We start from the raw sequence: 16452 nt of genomic DNA, 5'->3' as shown, positions 1-16452 counted from the left end.
CGCGGACCTTACTGGCCGCGCGCCCTGAGGGAAGCCCGCGCAGGGCGCCGGGGCGCACGACGGGATCCGTCCTTGCGCCCCGGTCGGTTCCGTGGTTCATTACTCCTGTAATGAACCACCCAAGCGGCGGGAGGACGTGACCGTGTTCGACGGACGCGACCCGATCTACCTCCAGATCGCCGACCAGATCCGGGGCGACATCCTCGACGGCACCCTCCGGGAGGAGGAGCAGGTCATGTCCACGACGCAGTACGCGACCACGTTCCGCATCAACCCCGCGACCGCCGCCAAGGCGTTCACCGAGCTGGTCGACGAGGGAGTGCTCTACAAGCGCCGCGGTGTCGGCATGTTCGTCGCACCGGACGCGCGCGCCCGCCTCCTGGCGGGGCGGCGCGAGCGGTTCTTCGCCGACGTCGTCGAGCCCGTCGCGGCTGAGGCGCGGCGCCTCGAGATCCCGGTGGAGGACGTCGTCGCCCACCTCCGGGCCCTCGCCGCCGACCCCGTCCCCGCGAGCCCGTCCCCGACCACCGAGCAGGAGACCCGATGAGCTTCGGAGTCGAGGTCCGTGACCTCACCGTCCGCTACCGCCGCACCACGGCGATCGACGGCGTGAGCCTGACGCTCGAGCCCGGCCGCATCCACGGCCTGCTCGGCCGCAACGGCTCGGGCAAGACGTCGCTGCTGTCCGTGCTCGCCGCGTTCCGTCCCGCCACGAGCGGCACCGTCCTGGTCGACGGCGAGGACCCGTTCGAGAACGCCCGCATCATGGCCGGCACCTGCCTCGTCCGCGAGAGCGGCGACCACATGGACGAGAAGGCGCGGACGTCGCTCCAGATCGCCGAGGCCGTGCGCCCGACGTGGGACGGCGAGCTCGCCGGACGCCTCGCCGAGCGGCTCCAGGTCCCCCTGGACCGCAAGCCGGGCGAGATGTCGCGCGGGCAGCGCTCCGCGCTCGGCGTCGTCGTCGGGATCGCGTCGCGCGCACCGCTGACCATGCTCGACGAGTCCTACCTCGGGCTCGACGCGCCGTCGCGCTACGCCTTCTACGACGAGCTGCTCGCCGACTACGCCGCCCACCCGCGCACGATCGTCGTCTCGAGCCACCTCATCGAGGAGGTCGAGCGCCTCTTCGAGAGCGTCGTCGTCCTCGACCGGGGGCGCGTCCTGCTCGCCGACGACGCGGACGCCCTCCGGGCGCGGGGGGCGACCCTGACCGGCCCGGCCGACGTCGTCGACGCGTTCCTCGACGGGCGCAGCGTCCTCGAGCGCCGGACCCTGGGCCGCACCGCCGCGGTGACCGTCGACGGCGGGCTCGACGCGGACGCACGACGTCGCGCGCGCGAGCTCGGCCTCGAGGTCGGGCCCGTCCCGCTGCAGGACCTGTTCGTCCACCTCACGACGTCCGGGGAGCGCCGATGAGCGCCGTCGCGCCGTCCTGGTCCCTCACCGGCCCGGCCGCCCGCGCGACGCGCCTGTGCCTGCGCAGCCAGCTCGCCGTCTGGGGCTGGTTCTGGTTCACGCTCGTGGTCGTCGGGATCGGCGTCGCCGCCGCGGCCCTGCGCTTCGACGTGCTCGAGCTGAGCGCGTGGGGCTACCTCAGCACCGCGACCCGGTGGTTCGCCTTCGCGATGCTGGTCTTCGTCACGGCGGGCGCCGCCGGTCCCTTCGTCGCCAACGGCCTGACGCGCCGCGCGTTCGTCCGGGTCCTCGCCGCCGTCCTCGTCGTGACAGCCGCCGCCTTCGCCGTCCTGTGGACGGCCGGCCACGCGGTCGAGACGGCGGTGTTCCGCTCGCGCGGCTGGCCCACGGCGGTCGAGGGTCACCTCTACGCGGACGGGGCGCAGCTCGGTCTCGTCGCGCTCGAGGCGCTGCTGGCCATGCTCGCCTACGGCGCGTCCGGCGCGCTCGTCGGCGCCGGCTACTACCGCGGCGGCGGCTGGTCGGGGACGCTCGCGCTGCCCCTGACCCTGCTGCCGGTCGCCGTCGCCCAGCTGCTGCTCTCGGGCGGCTGGAGCCTGGGTTCCCTCGAGCTCGCTGCCGGCGTCGCCGTGCCGCTGCGCGCGCTCGGAGCCCTCCTGGCAGCCGTGCTCGGCCTCGTCGCCGTGCACCTCGTCCTGCGCCGCGTGCCTCTGCGCCGGCCGACCACCTGAGGAGGAAGAGATGACCACCGTCGCGCTGTCCCGCTCGCGGAGCGGGTCCCGGGTGCTGCGCGCGAGCGCACAGCTCCTGCGTCGTCACGCGGTCGCCTGGGCCTGGTACTGGGTGCTCCTCGCGGCCGTGGTCGTCGTCATGGCGCGCACGCCGCTGCGGGTCGAGGTCGACGCCGCGGGCATGTGGAGCACCGTCGACTCCGCGCCCCGCTGGTTCGCGTTCGCCATGCTGCTCTCCCTGGTGCCCTCGGGCCTCGCCGCGCACGTCGCGAACGGGCTGACCCGCCGCGCCTTCGCCGACGTGCTCGTCGCCGTCGCCGTGGTCACCGCCCTGGCCGGCGGCGTCGCCTGGGCCGTGGGGGCCGCCGTCGAGGCGGCCGTCACGGACACGACGGGCAGGCCCGTGCTCCCGCTCATCCTCGAGGCCGCCGCGCACCTCGCCGCCTACGGCGCGGCCGGGACCCTGGTGGGGGCCGTGTACTACCGCGCCGGCGCGTGGTGGGGCACCCTCACGCTGCCCCTCACCGTCGGCCCGGCCGTCGCGGCCGAGACCTGGGTCGCGTCCGGGTGGCAGGGCGAGGTCGGGGCGGCGCTGGGCTGGCCCTCGCTCACGGGTCCCGCCACCACCCTGCTGCCGGTCGGGGTCGCCGCGCTGCTCCTCCTCGCCACGCGGATGGTCCTGAGCCGTGCCGCGATCCACCGTCCGGGGAGCTAGGCGCCCGGCCCTTCCCACCCGTCCGAACCACGCCCTCCGACAACCGCACCGCCGACCCCCGGGAGACACCGTGCACACACAGCCCGACCAGTCCGAGCCCGCACCGGCCGTCGCCGACCCGGAACCCGCGCACGACGTCGTCGTGCAGGTCGAGCACCTGCGCAAGACCTACCGCGACAAGGTCGCCGTCGCCGACGTCTCGTTGACCGTCCGCCGGGGCGAGATCCTCGGCATCCTGGGCCGCAACGGCGCCGGGAAGACCACGACCGTCGAGTGCCTCGCCGGCCTGCGGACCCCCGACGCCGGCACCATCCGCGTGCTCGGCCTCGACCCGACCCGCGACGGTCCCGAGCTGCGCCAGCGGCTCGCCCTGCAGCTGCAGGAGAGCGAGCTCCCGGCCAAGATCCGGGTGCGCGAGGCGGTCGAGCTCTACGCGTCCTTCTACGCGGACCCGGCCGACCCGGCCGAGCTGCTGCGCGACCTCGGCCTCGCCGACAAGGCGGAGGCGCAGTTCGCCAAGCTCTCCGGCGGCCAGCGGCAGCGACTCTCGGTCGCGCTGGCGCTCGTCGGGAACCCGGAGGTCGCGATCCTCGACGAGCTGACCACCGGGCTCGACCCACAGGCGCGGCGGGACACCTGGTCCGTCATCGAGCGCATCCGCGACCGCGGCGTGACCATCCTGCTGGTCACCCACCTCATGGAGGAGGCCGAGCGGCTCTGCGACCGGATCGTCGTCATCGACGACGGACGGGTCGTGGCGACGGGCACGCCCGCCGAGCTCGCGACGGCCGCCGCGGCCGACGTCGTCCTGCGGTTCCGGGTCGTCGGCGACGTGGTGGGTGGCCTGGGGGCCGCCGGGGCCACCGTGACCGGCCCCGGCGTCGACGGGCGCTACGAGGTCCGGGGCGGCGAGCACGTGGTCCAGGACGTGCTCGTGGCCGTCGACCGCGCGGGCGCCCGGGCCGTGGACCTGCAGCTCGAGCGCGGGTCCCTCGAGGACGCCTTCGTGTCCCTCACCAGCAGGTCCACCACGTCCCAGCCGGAGGTCTGACATGTCCGCCACCGCCACCGCCACCGCCACCGCTCCCGCCGTCCTGGCACGGCTCACGGCCGTCGAGGCGCGACTGCTGCTCCGCGACCGCGGCACCGCCTTCTTCGGGCTCCTGTTCCCGGGCGTGCTCCTGACCGTGCTCGGGCTCGTGATGCCCTGGGCCGACGAGCCCGTGGACGCGACCGACCCCGTGCTGAGCCAGGTCACCACGATCACCGCCTACGCACCGATCGTGCTCTCCCTGGCGATCGGCACCGCCGCGCTGTCGACCTTCCCGACGGTGCTCGGCACCTACCGCGACAAGGGGGTGCTGCGCCGCCTGTCGACGACGCCCCTGCCCCCGTCACGGGTGCTCGTCGCCCAGCTGCTCGTCGCCCTCGGGTCGATCGTGGTCGCGGGCGTCCTCGCCGTCGTGCTCGGGGCGGTCGTGCTCGGCATCGCGATGCCGTCGCAGCCGCTCGTGCTGCTCGCCGCGTTCGTGCTCGGCGCGACGTCGGCGCTCGCCCTCGGCTGCCTCATCGCGGCCCGGGCGCGCACCGCCGGCGCGGCGACCGCGGCCGGCATGGTCGCCTGGGTCGCGTCCATGTTCTTGGCGGGCGTCTGGCTCCCGCTGCCGCTCATGCCCGACGTCGTCGCGACGATCAGCGCGTGGACGCCCGTCGGGGCCGTCTCGCAGGCCATGGCGACGGCTTGGTACGGGACGGGCGTGCCGGCCCAGGAGCTGCTGGCGATGGCCGGCTGGACGGCCGTGTGCGTGCCGCTGGCGGCGAGGTTCTTCCGCTGGTCCTGAGCCCGGGCCGTCCGCTCAGCGGGCGAACCACGGGTCGGGTGCGGCGCCCTCGGCCCGGGCCGCGATGTACGCCAGCGTCCGGTCGATGCGCTCGCGCGAGCTGGGCGTCAGCGGCTCGGGCAGCGCGCCGGGGGCGAACCACCCGACCTCGAGGGACTCGTCGTCGGCCACGTGCGCCTCACCGGCCACGGGCCGGCACCAGAAGCACGTGTCGAGGTACTGCGCCTCGTCGCCGTTGGGGTAGCGGACCCGCTCGCTCACGGACACCGCGGTGAGCGCGACGACCTCGACGTCCACGCCCGTCTCCTCGCGCGCCTCGCGCACGATCGCGACGCCGGGCTCCTCGCCGGGCTCGAGGATGCCCGAGACGACGGCCCAGGCGCCGGTGTCCGCCCGGCGGCCCAGGAGCAGGTGCCCGCGCTCGTCCACGACCACCCCGGAGACGCCCGGCAGCCACAGCATGTCGGTGCCGATGCGGGCACGCAGGTCGGCGACGAAGTCGGGGATCGGCATGCGGGCGACTGTAGCCCGGGGACGACGAAGGCCCCCGGGCGGCGTCTCCGCCGGCCCGGGGGCCTTCGTGCACTGTCGGGGTGACAGGATTTGAACCTGCGCCCTCTTCGTCCCGAACGAAGCGCGCTACCAAGCTGCGCCACACCCCGTGGAGCCTGACAAGGATAGCCCAGCCCGAGGGTGCCGGTGAACCGCGTCCCGCTCAGCGGGTCGCGGCGGTCAAGGTGAGCAGGCTCGCCTCCGGACGGCACGCGAACCGCACGGGCGCGTAGGGCGAGGTCCCCAGGCCGGCGCAGACGTGGAGCCACGTCGAGTCCGCGCCGTCGGGCTCGTCCGGCCGCGCGCCCGGCCAGCCGTGCAGCCCTTTGGCCCGGCCGCGGTCCAGGTCGCAGTTCGTCACCAGCGCGCCGAGGAACGGCACGCACAGCTGGCCGCCGTGCGTGTGGCCCGCCAGGACGACGTCGGCGCCGTCGGCGTGCATCGCGTCCAGGACCCGGCGGTACGGCGCGTGCGTCACCGCCAGCCGCAGGTCGACGGGCGAGTGGTGGCTCCGGGTGACGGCGGGGAAGTGGTCGCGGTCCAGGTGCGGGTCGTCCACGCCGACCAGGCTCACGCGGCGACCCGCGACGTCGACGACGTCGCGCCGGTTGGTCAGGTCCTTCCAGCCGGCGTCACGCAGCGCGTCGGCGAGCGCGTCCGCGGGCAGGGCCACGTGGTCCCGCCGCAGGCTCCCGCGGGCGTCGCGGCGCAGGTACCGCGCCGGGTTCTTCGGCACGGGCGCGTAGTAGTCGTTCGAGCCCATGACGAATGCGCCGGGCAGGGCCATGAGCGGCTCGAGCGCGTGCAGCAGCGGGGCCAGCGCGTCGACGTGCGCCATGTTGTCGCCCGTGTCGACGACCAGGTCGGGCTCGAGCGTCGCCAGCGACCGTACCCAGGCGATCTTCCGCTCCTGGCTCGGCACGAGGTGCAGGTCGGAGATGTGCAGCACCCGCAGGTCCGCCGCGCCAGCGGGGAGCACCGGCAGCGTGAACCGGCGCAGCGTGTACCAGTGGGCCTCGGCGGCGGCCCACGCGAGCGCGCCGACGCCGAGCGCGCCGACGACCCCGGCCGTGCGGAGCATCCGGCTCATCCGCGCACGCCGGAGGAGGCCGCGACGCGGTGCAGCAGGGGGGAGCCGCCCACGGCGTCAGCCGTCGCCGTCGCGGTCGTTCTCCTCACCGCCACCACCGGGCGGTGGAGCCACCGCGGCCGGGTCGGGTCCCTGAGAGATCTGGATGGTGACGACGGAACCGCGGGTGGCCGTGCTGCCGCCCCCGGGCGAGGTGCCCGCAGCGGTGCCCGGTGCGTACTGCGAGAACACGGGGGTGGGATCGACCTGCGGCCGGAAGCCCGCGCCGGTGACCTGCGACTGCGCCTGCTCGGGCGTCATGCCGCCGACGTCGGGCACGCGCACCTGCACGCCCTCGACCTGCTGCCGGCTGGCCTCGGCGAAGGGGACGGCCGGGACGCCGTCGAGCGCCCGGGTCATGAACCGTGACCACGTCGGCGCCGCGATGGTCGAGCCGTACGCGTTGCGGACCCACTTGCCGTTGATCGTCATCCGCTGCACGGGACGCATGGTGTCGGGGAAGCCGACCCACACGGCCGACGCGAGCTGCGGCGTGTACCCGACGAACCAGGTGTACTCGTTGTGCGAGGTGGTCCCCGTCTTGCCCGCCGAGGGTCGCCCGGGAGGCGGCGTGACGTCCTTGGCGGTGCCGCCCCAGACGCCGCTGAGCGCGAAGTTGATCGCCGCGGCGATCTCCGGCGAGATCGCCTGCCGGCAGTTGGGCTGGGGCACGGGCAGCGAGACGCCGTTGGTGTCCACGATGCTCGTGATCGCGATCGGCTCGCAGAACACGCCGTTCGCGGCGAAGGCGGCGAACGCCGAGGCCATGGTCAGCGGCGCGATCTCGGTGGACCCGAGGACGTTGGACGGCACGACGTCGACCGGGTCGCCGTTGGCCTTGTGGACTCCGAGGTCGGCGGCGGTGTCGAAGATGCCGCACAGGTCGAGCTCGCTCGCCATCCGGATGTACCCGGAGTTCACGGACCCGCGCGTCGCCTGCAGCACGCTCATGACGCCGCCGGGGCCCTCGGCGTTGCCGAACCTGTACGGGGGCTGCCCGTTGAAGACGGCACCGCACGACGGCGAGTTGAACTCGCGCATCGGGTACTCGAGCTTCCGCGCGTCGATCGTCTCGTTGAGGCTGTGCCCCTCCTTGAGCCACTGCACGAGCGTGAAGGGCTTGAACGTCGACCCGGGGTGGAACCCGCCCGAGGAGCCGTAGGCCTTGTCCGTGTTGTAGTTGACCGCCGTCTCGCCCGGGCCGACGACCTGGGCGCTGTTGAAGATGCGGTTCTGCGCCATCGCCACGACCTTGCCCGTGCCGGGCTCGACGACGGAGATCGCCGACGCGACGCCGGACGGGTCGAGCACGGGGATGCCGTTCTTGACCTCCTCGTCCGCGGCCTGCTGGAGGCTCGGCACGAGGGTGGTGTTGATCGTCAGGCCGCCGTTGAGGAGCAGCCGCTGCCGGTCGGCCGGCGTCTCGCCGAAGGCCGGGTCGTTAGCGATGATCTTCGTGACGTAGTCGCAGAAGTACCCGGCGTTGAAGACGGCGTTCGCCTCGACGCACCCGAGCTTGGAGCTGCTGACCACGAGCGTGTCGGTGAGCGGGGTCGCCACCCCGGCGTCGTGCTCCTCCGCGGTGATGTAGCCCTCGCGCAGCATGAGGTCGAGCACGAGGTTGCGGCGGCTCTGCGCGGCCTCGGGGTTGCGCACGGGGTCGTAGTCGCTCGGCGCCTTGGTGACGCCGGCGATCGTCGCGGCCTGGAGGTAGTTGAGGTTGGCGGCCGAGGTCGAGAAGAAGTGCTGGGCGGCGGCCTCGACGCCGTACACGGACAGCCCGAACTGGGAGATGTTGAGGTAGGCCTCGAGGATCTCGTCCTTGGTCATGCGCTCCTCGAGCGAGAGCGCGGTCTTGGCCTCCTGGAGCTTGCGCGCGTAGCCCGGTATGCCTTCCGTCTCGCGCGCGGCCTCGATCGCCGCCAGGCGCTCCTCCTCCGTGTCCGCCGTGAGGGCGGCCTGGATCAGCGCGTTCTTGACGTACTGCTGGGTGAGCGTCGAGCCGCCCTCGAGCTCGTCGCTCGTGAGGTTCTTCATCAGCGCTCGGGTCATGCCCTGCAGGTCGACCCCGCCGTGCTGGTAGAACCGCCGGTCCTCGGTCGCGACGACGGCGTTGCGCATGTGGACCGAGATCTGGTCGAGCGGCACCACGATGCGGTTCTCGCTGTAGAAGGTGGCCAGCACCGTGCCGTCGGCCGCGTGGATGACCGACTTCTCGGAGAGGGTCACCTGCTCGAGGTCGGCCGGGACCTCGTCGAACAGCCGCACACCGGTGTCGGTCAGGGTGCTCGTGGTCGCGACGGCGGGCATGACGAGGCCCGCCGACAGCAGCCCGCCCACGGTGGCCATGAGCAGGAACGCGAGGAGGAGGCCGAGGGCCTGGAGCACGTTGACCTGCCGGCCCCGAGGCCGAGCGGACGCAGAGGACACCATGCTGCACACACTACGGGAGGCCGTCGCGTCGACCCGGGTGTCGCGGGCGCCCCGGTGTGAAGGCTTCGTGGACGCCGGTACGGTGCACGCATGGCCACCACGTGGGAGTACGCGACCGTTCCCCTGATCGTCCACGCCACCAAGGCGATCCTCGACCAGTGGGGCGCGGACGGCTGGGAGCTCGTCCAGGTCGTCACGGGCCCGGACGGCAACGGCCTGGTCGCGTACCTCAAGCGCCCGACCGGCGGCGACGCGTGAGCGAGCACGGGGGCGTCGGCCGCCGGCTCGCGGAGCTCGGCCTGAGCCTGCCCGCCGTCGCGGCCCCGGTGGCTGCGTACGTGCCGGCGGTGCGCAGCGGGTCGCTCGTCTGGACCGCGGGCCAGCTCCCGTTCGTGGACGGCGCGCTGCCGGTCACCGGCAAGGTGGGCGAGGGCGAGGGGCTCGTGCCGCCGGCGCGCGCGGCCGAGCTCGCGCGGACCGCGGCGCTCAACGCCCTCGCGGCCGTCGCGGAGCAGGCGGGCAGCCTCGACCGCGTGCGTCGCGTCGTCAAGGTCGTGGGCTTCGTGGCGAGCGACCCGGCCTTCACGGGGCAGCCGGCCGTGGTGAACGGCGCGAGCGAGCTGCTGGGGCAGGTCTTCGGCGAGGCGGGCAAGCACGCCCGCAGCGCCGTGGGCGTGGCCGTCCTGCCGCTGGACTCGCCCGTCGAGATCGAGCTGGTCGTCGAGCTCGCCTGACCGCAGAGCTCGCTTGCCGCAGAGCGGCCGGTCCGTCAGCGCGCCCGGCGCTCGAGCCGGTCGATGTCGAGCAGCACGATGGCCCGGCCCTCGCGCCGCACCCAGCCGCGGGCGGCGAAGTCCGCGAGCGCCTTGTTGACCGTCTCGCGCGACGCCCCGACGAGCTGCGCGAGCTCCTCCTGCGTCAGGTCGTGGGCGACCCGCAGGCCGTCGGTGACCTCCTCGCCGAACCGCGTGGACAGGTCCAGCAGCGCCTTCGCGACGCGTCCGGGCACGTCGGAGAAGACGAGGTCCGCGAGCGCCTCGTTCGTCCGGCGCAGCCGGCGGGCGAGCGCCTCGAGCAGGTGCTTGGCGACCGCGGGGTAGCGCTCGAGCCACGTGATGAGCTCGGCGTGGCTGAGCTCGTACAGCGTCGCGTCCGCCACGGCCGTCGCCGTCGCCGTGCGGGGGCCGGGGTCGAACAGCGAGAGCTCGCCGAACATCTCGCCCGGTCCGAGGATCGAGAGCAGGTTCTCGCGGCCGTCGTTCGACCGGCGACCGAGCTTCACCTTGCCGGTGCCGATGACGTACAGGCGGTCGCCGGGCTCGCCCTCATGGAAGACCGCGTGCCCGCGCAGCAGGCGCAGGGGCGTCATGGAGGCGTACAGGGCCTGCGCCGCGTCCTTGTCGATCGCGGCGAACAGGGGGGCCGAGAGCACCACGTCGTCGTCCACAGTCCCTCGTTCCACGTTGCCGTTCACCAGCGTCGCTCGCCGAGCGACATCCTCATCCTGCCTCACCCGGAAGGGGTCAGCGAGCGTCGGGTGCCATCGCGTCGGCGAGGCAGGCCTGGCGGGCCGTCGTCTCGAGTGCCGCGTCGAGCGCCGCGCCGTACGCGGCGAGCCGCTGGTCGAGGTGGCGCAGGTGCTCGAGGAGGGCCACCGGGTCCTGGTCCCGCGGCGTGGCCACGGTGACCGCGCGCACGAGCTCCTGCGGCGCGGGCAGCGCCATCTGGGCCTCGGGCAGCAGGTCCCAGGTCATCGCACCGACGTGGTCCGGGGGTGCGAGTGCGGCGACCGCGAGGTCGAGGCGGGCGCGGACGAGCCGGCGCCACCGGGCGAGCTGGGCGCGTTCGGTGCGCAGGGCCGCTCGCGTCGAGCGTGAGCCGACCGTCGACGGGATCGTCCACTCACCGGACACGTGCCCTGCCATGCCGTCCTCCTCCCGCGGCCGCCGCGGGCCGATACCCATCGATCGTCCGTCGGCCGGATGATCTTGAGGCGTTCCCGGACGGTTTCACCCCTTCGGGCGTCGTCGGGCGTGCGTAGGGTGTCGCCATGGCCGAGCCGACCCCGCTGGGGCTCACCCGCCGCGCGCGGCGGGTCAACCGCCTGCTCGCCGAGCGGTACCCGACGGCGCGGTGCGAGCTCGACTTCCGCACGCCGCTCGAGCTGCTGGTGGCGACGGTGCTCTCGGCCCAGACGACCGACGTGCGCGTGAACCAGGTCACCCCCGTCCTGTTCGCCCGCTACCCGGACGCCGCGGCGCTCGCGTCCGCGGACCGCGGCGACCTCGAGGAGATCCTGCGGCCGACGGGGTTCTTCCGCGCCAAGGCGGCGTCGGTCACGGGGCTCGCGCAGGCCCTGGTCGAGCGGTACGACGGCGAGGTCCCGGCGCGGATGGCGGACCTCGTCACCCTGCCCGGCGTCGGCCGCAAGACGGCGAACGTCGTGCTCGGCAACGCCTTCGGGATCCCCGGCCTGCCGGTGGACACGCACGTGGGGCGCGTCGTGCGGCGCCTGGGTCTGACCGCCGACGAGGACCCGGTGGTCGTCGAGGCCCAGCTCTGCGCCATGATCGAGAAGCGCGAGTGGACGATGTTCTCCCACCGCGTCATCTTCCACGGCCGGCGCACGTGCCACGCGCGTCGGCCGGCGTGCGGTGCGTGCCCGCTGGCACGCCTGTGCCCGTCCTACGGGATCGGGGAGACCGATCCCGCGCGCGCCGCGGCGCTGGTCAAGGACCCCGACCTGGCCCCCGCGGAGCCGACCGGGGCGTGAGCCCGTCTCAGGCCGTGGGCGCGGGCAGCGAGCCGAGCCAGTCGACCAGCAGCTCGGTGGTGCGCTCCGGCGCCTCCTCGGCGAGGAAGTGGCCGGCGCCCGGCACCGTCTCGAACCGGTAGGGCCGCCCCGCCTCGCCGCGCGCCGCGCGGACGGGCAGGCACCGGTCGGCCGTGCCGTGCACCTGCAGGACGGGCACCGGGACCGGCTCGCGTACCGCCGCGAGGTAGCGCTGACCGTCCATGCGCGGCGTGGACCGCACGAGCCAGCGCAGCGTCTCCATCGCGGAGTGCGCTGCGAACGGCACCTGCATCGCGAGCCGGTAGGTCCGCGCGACGTCGGGCGTGAGCCAGCCGGGAGCGCCCCACTCGGTCAGCACGCGCTCGGTGAGGTCGCCGCGCGCCATCGACTGCTCCGGGAACCACGGCAGCTGGAAGAAGGCGAGGCGCCGGGCGGGCGTGGACCGCAGCATCGCCACGGCGAGGGCGGGGGAGTGCATCCGCGCCGGGTGTGGCGCGGAGAACGCACCGACCGCGCGCGTCAGGTCGGGGTGCAGGGCGGGCATGGACCAGGCGACGGCGCCGCCCACGCCCTGGCCGACGACGACCGCTTCCTGGGCGCCCAGCGAGCGGATGACGCCCGCCACGTCGCGGGCGAGCGTGGGCACGTCGTAGCCGAGCGGCGGCTTGTCCGAGGCGCCGGTGCCGCGCAGGTCCATGGCGGCGACCCGGTAGCCGGCGTCGGCGAGCGCGGGGATCTGGTGCCGCCACGCCCACCACGTCTGCGGGAACCCGTGCAGGAGCACGACGAGGGGGGCGGGTGCGTCCGCCCCGGCCGCGGGACCGGCCTCGGCGACGTGGAACCGGGCGCCGTTGGCGGCGACGAACTGGTGCCGCCAGGGGCCATCCAGGAGCACGACGGACTGATCGGTCACGCGCGCCAACCTATCCCCGCCCGTCCCGGCACCGGTACGGGCGGGCGCCTCACCCGGCGAGGTGCTGGTCGTCGGGTGCGCCGGCGGTCAGCTCCGCGGCGTCCGCCGCGAGCCCGCCCGCCGCGGCGCCGCCGTCGCGGTCCGCGCCGCGCCGGTGGGGCGGGTCGAAGCGGTAGCCCACGTTGCGGACGGTGCCGATGAGCTGCTCGTGCTCGGGACCGAGCTTGGCGCGCAGCCGCCGGACGTGGACGTCGACGGTGCGCGTGCCGCCGAAGTAGTCGTAGCCCCACACCTCCTGGAGCAGCTGCGCGCGCGTGAAGACGCGGCCCGGGTGCTGGGCGAGGTACTTGAGGAGCTCGAACTCCTTGTAGGTGAGGTCGAGCGGCCGGCCCCGGACGCGTGCGGTGTAGCCGCCCGCGTCGATGGTCAGGTCGCCCGAGGAGATCTCCTCGACGTCCTCGACCGGGTTGGCCGCACCGGAGCGCTCGATGACGAGCCGCAGGCGGGCCTCGACCTCGGCGGGCGACGCGTCCTCGAGGAGGATGTCGGCCGCGCCCCACTCGCCCGTGACGACCGTCAGGCCGCCCTCCGTGAGCACGAGGACGAGCGGCACCGTGAGGCCGGTGGCGCGCAGCAGCCGGCACGTCGAGCGTGCCGTCGCGAGGTCCCGGCGGGCGTCGAGGAGCAGGACGTCGGCGTCGGGCGCGTCCAGGAGCGCGGACGGCTCGACCGGCAGCACGCGGACGCGGTGGGAGAGTAGGCCAAGGGCCGGGAGCACCTGGACGGAGCCCCCAGCACTGGGTGTCAGGAGCAGCAGGTCTGCCACCGCCGGTCACCTCCTGCGGACGAGGTGGCATCACGGTACAGCCGCGGCGGTGGGTGCGGTGCCACGACAACGCCAGGCGGACGATCTGCGAGACTCTGGCCGTGCTCTCGGCCCCGGACCCCACGATCTGATGGACCTCTCGACCCGTACGGTGCTCACCGCTGCCGTCGCCGCGATCGTCGGCGGGGCGGCCGTCGTGGGCGGCCCGGCGCTGGTCGCCGGGGCCGGTCTCCTGGCCCTCGTGCTGGCCGTCGGCTGGCCCGTGCTGCTGGACCTGCCGTCGCGGCTGGGCAGCGGGGTCGTCATCGCGCTCGGCGGGGCGGGCGGCGTCGTGGCGGTGACCGCGACGCAGGGCGCGCCCGTGCTGCGGGCGCTGCCGATCGTCATCGCGCTCGCGGTCCTGCTGGCGTTCGCCAACGAGCTCGCGCGGCAGGACGGGCGCACGCGCCTCGTCGAGTCGGTCACCGGGACCGTCGCGGGCGTGCTGGTCGCCTCGGCCGCCGCGGGCTGGGTCGCGGCGGGCCGGACGCCGGGCGGCGCGTCCCTGGTGGTCAGCGGCGCGTTCGCGCTCGCCGTCGGCGCGGCCGTCTCTGCCGTCCACCTCGGGGGCTGGACGGCTGCCGCGGTGACCACGACCGCCGCGGTCATCGCGGGCGGTGCGGTCGGTGCCGTCATGCCGGGCACCGACATCGTCTCCGGAGGGGTGCTGGGGCTCGCGACGGGGATCCTCGTCGCGTCCCTGCACGTGCTGTTCGACCGGCACCCCGTGCTCAGCAAGCGGTGGGCCGCGCTCGCCACGATCGTGCTGCCCGTCTCGGTCAGCGGGATCCTGGTCTACGTCGTCGGCCGCGTCCTGCTGGGCTGAGCCGGTCCGGGCGCGGCCTCAGTAGACCAGCGCCTGCGCCCCCGGCCGCAGCGACTCCTCCACGAACGTCGCGGCGCCCGCGACGCGGACACCGGGCACGACGTCGTCCGGGCCGATGCCGCGGCGCGCGGCGCACTGCGTGCAGACGGTCACCGTGCCCGCCGCGAGGACCACGTCGAGCAGGTCGCCCAGCGGGGTCGCGTGCTCGAGCGCGACGTCGGACGTGCGCCCGGGCAGCGCGAGCCACGCCGCCTCCCCGGTGAGCCACAGGCTCACGTCCGCGCCGGCCGCGACCGCCGCCGCCGCGACCGTGAAGGCCTGGTTGCACGCCTCCGGGCGGTCCGCGCCGGAGGTCGTCTTGACCACGAGCGACCGCGCGGCCGCGCGAGGTGGGGGAGTCGGCGTCGTCATGCGGGCAGCGTAGGCGCGGCGCCCCGGCCGGGCGCTTAGGATCGGGGCATGGTGGCCCTCGAGATCTTCTTCATCGGCCTGCTGGTCGCGTCAGCGCTGACGATCGGCTGGTTCGCCTTCTACGTGGTCTACAAGCTCTTCAAGGGCCAGCGCTGACGTGTCCTTCGTCCTGCCCGAGGGGCTCGCTCCCGAGGTCTACCCGCTCGCCTGGCTCGTCGGCCGGTGGCGCGGGGAGGGCGTCGTCGTCTACCCGAACATCCCCGAGACGCCGGTCGTCCAGGAGGTCGTCGTCGACCACGACGGCGGCCCGTACCTGCGGTGGACGAGCACCCTGCGCCTGGGGGCCACGGAGGGTGAGCCGGAGGGGCGCGTCTGGGGGACCGAGTCGGGCTTCTGGCGCGTCCCGGCCGACAGGCCCGAGGGGATCCCGGAGGACCGCCACCCGGTGGAGCTGCTGCTCGTCGACCCGGCCGGCCACCTGACGCTGTACTTCGGCATGGTGGGCAACGGTCGGATCGACCTCGCGAGCGACCTCATCGCGCGCACGCAGGACGCGGCCGAGATCTCGCGCGCGACCCGGCTGTACGGCCTCGTCCACGGCGAGCTCATGTGGACGTGGGACCTCGAGGCGTTCGGCCAGCCGCTGCAGTCGTACGCGTCGGCGCGCCTGGTGCGGCAGTGACCGCCTGGCGCAGCCCGCTCCTCGCGCGACCGGGTGCGGTCGAGGGCGCCGGGCCGGACGCCGGCGTGGCCTGGCACTACGGCGACCCGACGGCGGAGCAGCGCGCGCTCGCCCACGGCGGCGCCGTCGTGGACCTCTCCCACCTGGGCGTGGTCACGGTGACGGGGCCCGACCGCCTCACGTGGCTGCACTCGATCACCTCCCAGGATCTCGCCGCGCTCGCGCCCCGCACGTCGACCGAGACGCTGGTCCTGAGCCCCCACGGCCACGTCGAGCACGCGGCGGGCGTGGTGGACGACGGCACGACGACGTGGCTGCTGACCGAGAGCGCGCCCGCCCTCGCGGCATGGCTCGACTCGATGCGGTTCATGATGCGGGTCGAGGTCGCGGACGTCACCGACCGCTGGGCGGCCCTGGGCGAGCCCGTCGACGCCGAGGGCGGCGAGGCCGAGCCCGTCACCTGGCGCGACCCGTGGCCGCGGACCCTCGCGGGCGGCACGCGCTACGGCCCGCCCGACGCCGAGCACCCGGGCGCCGAGCGTCCCTGGCGCGTGGTGCTCGTGCTGCGCGACGGCCTCGAGACGGCCGTCGGGGCGCGCGAGGCCGCGGGCTGGCGTCTCGCCGGCACCTGGGCGTCGGAGGCGGCGCGCGTCGCCGCGTGGCGCCCCCGGGCCGCGACCGACGTCGACCACCGGACCATCCCGCACGAGCTCGACTGGCTGCGCACCGCCGTGCACCTGCACAAGGGCTGCTACCGGGGGCAGGAGACCGTGGCGCGCGTGCACAACCTCGGCCGCCCACCGCGCCGGCTCGTCATGCTGCACCTGGACGGATCCGGTCACCTGCTGCCCGTGGCGGGCGCCGAGGTGAGCGCCGACGGCCGCGCGGCCGGGGCGGTCACGTCCGTCGCCCGGCACCACGAGCTCGGCCCGATCGCGCTCGCCGTCGTGAAGCGCAGCGTGGACCAGGACGCCACGCTGACCGTCGCGTGCGAGGGCGGCGACGTCGCGGCCGGGCAGGAGGTCGTCGTCCCGGGCGACGGGGTCTCGGTGGACCGGCCGGCCCCCCGCGCGCCCGTCGCCCGCGGGCTCTCGCCCCGCACCCCCTGAGCCCCGGCGCCGCGACGACCGTGGGGACGCGC

The 16452-nt window shown here is 74.8% G+C and carries 20 protein-coding genes and 1 tRNA gene; 12 read left to right on the top strand and 9 right to left on the bottom strand.

Going from position 1 to position 16452, the window contains the following annotated elements; genetic code table 11:
- Positions 1 to 142 precede the first annotated feature (142 nt).
- The 6 genes from H2O74_RS14815 (at position 143) to H2O74_RS14790 (ending at position 4706) form a co-directional block, all read left to right on the top strand.
- Positions 143 to 547: a GntR family transcriptional regulator gene (locus tag H2O74_RS14815; RefSeq protein ID WP_182112278.1), complete on the top strand. Its 405-nt coding sequence runs from the start codon at positions 143 to 145 to the stop codon at positions 545 to 547.
- Positions 544 to 1419 carry an ATP-binding cassette domain-containing protein gene (locus tag H2O74_RS14810; RefSeq protein ID WP_182112277.1) on the top strand — a complete coding sequence of 292 codons (876 nt, stop codon included), beginning with the start codon at positions 544 to 546 and terminating at the stop codon, positions 1417 to 1419. The genes H2O74_RS14815 and H2O74_RS14810 overlap by 4 nt, the downstream gene beginning before the upstream one ends.
- On the top strand, positions 1416 to 2150 hold the full coding sequence (locus tag H2O74_RS14805; RefSeq protein ID WP_182112276.1) for a hypothetical protein: 735 nt from the start codon (positions 1416 to 1418) through the stop codon (positions 2148 to 2150). The genes H2O74_RS14810 and H2O74_RS14805 overlap by 4 nt, the downstream gene beginning before the upstream one ends.
- A gap of 10 nt (positions 2151 to 2160) precedes the next feature.
- Positions 2161 to 2865 carry a hypothetical protein gene (locus H2O74_RS14800; protein WP_182112275.1) on the top strand — a complete coding sequence of 235 codons (705 nt, stop codon included), beginning with the start codon at positions 2161 to 2163 and terminating at the stop codon, positions 2863 to 2865.
- 70 nt (positions 2866 to 2935) lie between these two features.
- Positions 2936 to 3916: an ABC transporter ATP-binding protein gene (locus H2O74_RS14795; protein WP_182112274.1), complete on the top strand. Its 981-nt coding sequence runs from the start codon at positions 2936 to 2938 to the stop codon at positions 3914 to 3916.
- A gap of 1 nt (position 3917) precedes the next feature.
- Complete coding sequence (locus H2O74_RS14790) at positions 3918 to 4706, top strand: ABC transporter permease (RefSeq protein WP_182112273.1); 789 nt, start codon at positions 3918 to 3920, stop codon at positions 4704 to 4706.
- 15 nt (positions 4707 to 4721) lie between these two features.
- Here H2O74_RS14790 and H2O74_RS14785 read toward each other — a convergent pair whose 3' ends face one another.
- From H2O74_RS14785 to H2O74_RS14770, 4 genes are all read right to left on the bottom strand, one after another.
- Positions 4722 to 5219: an NUDIX domain-containing protein gene (locus H2O74_RS14785; RefSeq protein ID WP_182112272.1), complete on the bottom strand. Its 498-nt coding sequence runs from the start codon at positions 5217 to 5219 to the stop codon at positions 4722 to 4724.
- 75 nt (positions 5220 to 5294) lie between these two features.
- Positions 5295 to 5368 (bottom strand) — tRNA-Pro (locus H2O74_RS14780).
- Positions 5369 to 5421: 53 nt separating this feature from the next.
- Positions 5422 to 6348, bottom strand: coding sequence for a metallophosphoesterase (locus H2O74_RS14775; protein ID WP_182112271.1), 927 nt, complete (start codon positions 6346 to 6348; stop codon positions 5422 to 5424).
- A gap of 57 nt (positions 6349 to 6405) precedes the next feature.
- Positions 6406 to 8820 (bottom strand): transglycosylase domain-containing protein, encoded by a 2415-nt coding sequence (locus tag H2O74_RS14770; protein ID WP_182112270.1) that lies wholly within the window; start codon positions 8818 to 8820, stop codon positions 6406 to 6408.
- A gap of 90 nt (positions 8821 to 8910) precedes the next feature.
- On the opposite strand from H2O74_RS14770, the gene H2O74_RS14765 reads away from it, so the two are divergent.
- Both H2O74_RS14765 and H2O74_RS14760 read left to right on the top strand, forming a co-directional pair.
- Positions 8911 to 9078, top strand: coding sequence for a DUF4177 domain-containing protein (locus H2O74_RS14765; protein ID WP_182112269.1), 168 nt, complete (start codon positions 8911 to 8913; stop codon positions 9076 to 9078).
- Positions 9075 to 9554 (top strand): RidA family protein, encoded by a 480-nt coding sequence (locus tag H2O74_RS14760; protein WP_182112268.1) that lies wholly within the window; start codon positions 9075 to 9077, stop codon positions 9552 to 9554. Before H2O74_RS14765 ends, H2O74_RS14760 begins: the two co-directional genes overlap by 4 nt.
- A gap of 35 nt (positions 9555 to 9589) precedes the next feature.
- On the opposite strand, the gene H2O74_RS14755 is transcribed toward H2O74_RS14760, so the two are convergent.
- The gene (locus H2O74_RS14755) at positions 9590 to 10267 is read right to left on the bottom strand and encodes a Crp/Fnr family transcriptional regulator (RefSeq protein WP_304518597.1); all 678 of its coding nucleotides are present in this window, start codon (positions 10265 to 10267) and stop codon (positions 9590 to 9592) included.
- A gap of 76 nt (positions 10268 to 10343) precedes the next feature.
- Complete coding sequence (locus H2O74_RS14750) at positions 10344 to 10745, bottom strand: hypothetical protein (RefSeq protein ID WP_182112267.1); 402 nt, start codon at positions 10743 to 10745, stop codon at positions 10344 to 10346.
- A gap of 125 nt (positions 10746 to 10870) precedes the next feature.
- Between H2O74_RS14750 and nth the strand changes: the two genes are divergently transcribed.
- Entirely contained in the window at positions 10871 to 11593 is a 723-nt protein-coding gene (gene nth / locus H2O74_RS14745) for an endonuclease III (protein WP_182112266.1), read from the top strand.
- Positions 11594 to 11600: 7 nt separating this feature from the next.
- Here nth and H2O74_RS14740 read toward each other — a convergent pair whose 3' ends face one another.
- Both H2O74_RS14740 and H2O74_RS14735 read right to left on the bottom strand, forming a co-directional pair.
- Positions 11601 to 12527 carry an alpha/beta fold hydrolase gene (locus H2O74_RS14740; RefSeq protein WP_182112265.1) on the bottom strand — a complete coding sequence of 309 codons (927 nt, stop codon included), beginning with the start codon at positions 12525 to 12527 and terminating at the stop codon, positions 11601 to 11603.
- A 49-nt stretch (positions 12528 to 12576) separates the two neighbouring features.
- Positions 12577 to 13353, bottom strand: coding sequence for a response regulator transcription factor (locus H2O74_RS14735; protein WP_182112264.1), 777 nt, complete (start codon positions 13351 to 13353; stop codon positions 12577 to 12579).
- A gap of 130 nt (positions 13354 to 13483) precedes the next feature.
- On the opposite strand from H2O74_RS14735, the gene H2O74_RS14730 reads away from it, so the two are divergent.
- Positions 13484 to 14218, top strand: coding sequence for a hypothetical protein (locus H2O74_RS14730; protein WP_182112263.1), 735 nt, complete (start codon positions 13484 to 13486; stop codon positions 14216 to 14218).
- 18 nt (positions 14219 to 14236) lie between these two features.
- On the opposite strand, the gene H2O74_RS14725 is transcribed toward H2O74_RS14730, so the two are convergent.
- Positions 14237 to 14629, bottom strand: a complete 393-nt coding sequence (locus H2O74_RS14725) for a DsrE family protein (protein WP_182112262.1) — start codon at positions 14627 to 14629, stop codon at positions 14237 to 14239.
- 157 nt (positions 14630 to 14786) lie between these two features.
- Here H2O74_RS14725 and H2O74_RS14720 point away from each other — a divergent pair, with 157 nt between their 5' ends.
- Positions 14787 to 15311: an FABP family protein gene (locus H2O74_RS14720; RefSeq protein WP_182112261.1), complete on the top strand. Its 525-nt coding sequence runs from the start codon at positions 14787 to 14789 to the stop codon at positions 15309 to 15311.
- Complete coding sequence (locus H2O74_RS14715; protein ID WP_182112260.1) at positions 15308 to 16420, top strand: folate-binding protein YgfZ; 1113 nt, start codon at positions 15308 to 15310, stop codon at positions 16418 to 16420. Before H2O74_RS14720 ends, H2O74_RS14715 begins: the two co-directional genes overlap by 4 nt.
- Positions 16421 to 16452 lie beyond the last annotated feature (32 nt).

Source organism: Actinotalea sp. JY-7876, assembly GCF_014042015.1.
Taxonomy (GTDB): domain Bacteria; phylum Actinomycetota; class Actinomycetes; order Actinomycetales; family Cellulomonadaceae; genus Actinotalea.
The sequence above is the reverse complement of the archived record's forward strand: the minus strand, read 5'-3'. Positions and strand labels throughout refer to the sequence as shown.

Coding starts and splice junctions, on each gene's coding strand:
- H2O74_RS14810 (WP_182112277.1), top strand. CDS start 544: ATGAGCTTCGGAGTCGAGGTCCGTGACCTCACCGTCCGCTACCGCCGC.
- H2O74_RS14805 (WP_182112276.1), top strand. CDS start 1,416: ATGAGCGCCGTCGCGCCGTCCTGGTCCCTCACCGGCCCGGCCGCCCGC.
- H2O74_RS14800 (WP_182112275.1), top strand. CDS start 2,161: ATGACCACCGTCGCGCTGTCCCGCTCGCGGAGCGGGTCCCGGGTGCTG.
- H2O74_RS14790 (WP_182112273.1), top strand. CDS start 3,918: ATGTCCGCCACCGCCACCGCCACCGCCACCGCTCCCGCCGTCCTGGCA.
- H2O74_RS14785 (WP_182112272.1), bottom strand. CDS start 5,219: ATGCCGATCCCCGACTTCGTCGCCGACCTGCGTGCCCGCATCGGCACC.
- H2O74_RS14775 (WP_182112271.1), bottom strand. CDS start 6,348: ATGAGCCGGATGCTCCGCACGGCCGGGGTCGTCGGCGCGCTCGGCGTC.
- H2O74_RS14770 (WP_182112270.1), bottom strand. CDS start 8,820: ATGGTGTCCTCTGCGTCCGCTCGGCCTCGGGGCCGGCAGGTCAACGTG.
- H2O74_RS14765 (WP_182112269.1), top strand. CDS start 8,911: ATGGCCACCACGTGGGAGTACGCGACCGTTCCCCTGATCGTCCACGCC.
- H2O74_RS14750 (WP_182112267.1), bottom strand. CDS start 10,745: ATGGCAGGGCACGTGTCCGGTGAGTGGACGATCCCGTCGACGGTCGGC.
- nth (WP_182112266.1), top strand. CDS start 10,871: ATGGCCGAGCCGACCCCGCTGGGGCTCACCCGCCGCGCGCGGCGGGTC.
- H2O74_RS14730 (WP_182112263.1), top strand. CDS start 13,484: ATGGACCTCTCGACCCGTACGGTGCTCACCGCTGCCGTCGCCGCGATC.
- H2O74_RS14725 (WP_182112262.1), bottom strand. CDS start 14,629: ATGACGACGCCGACTCCCCCACCTCGCGCGGCCGCGCGGTCGCTCGTG.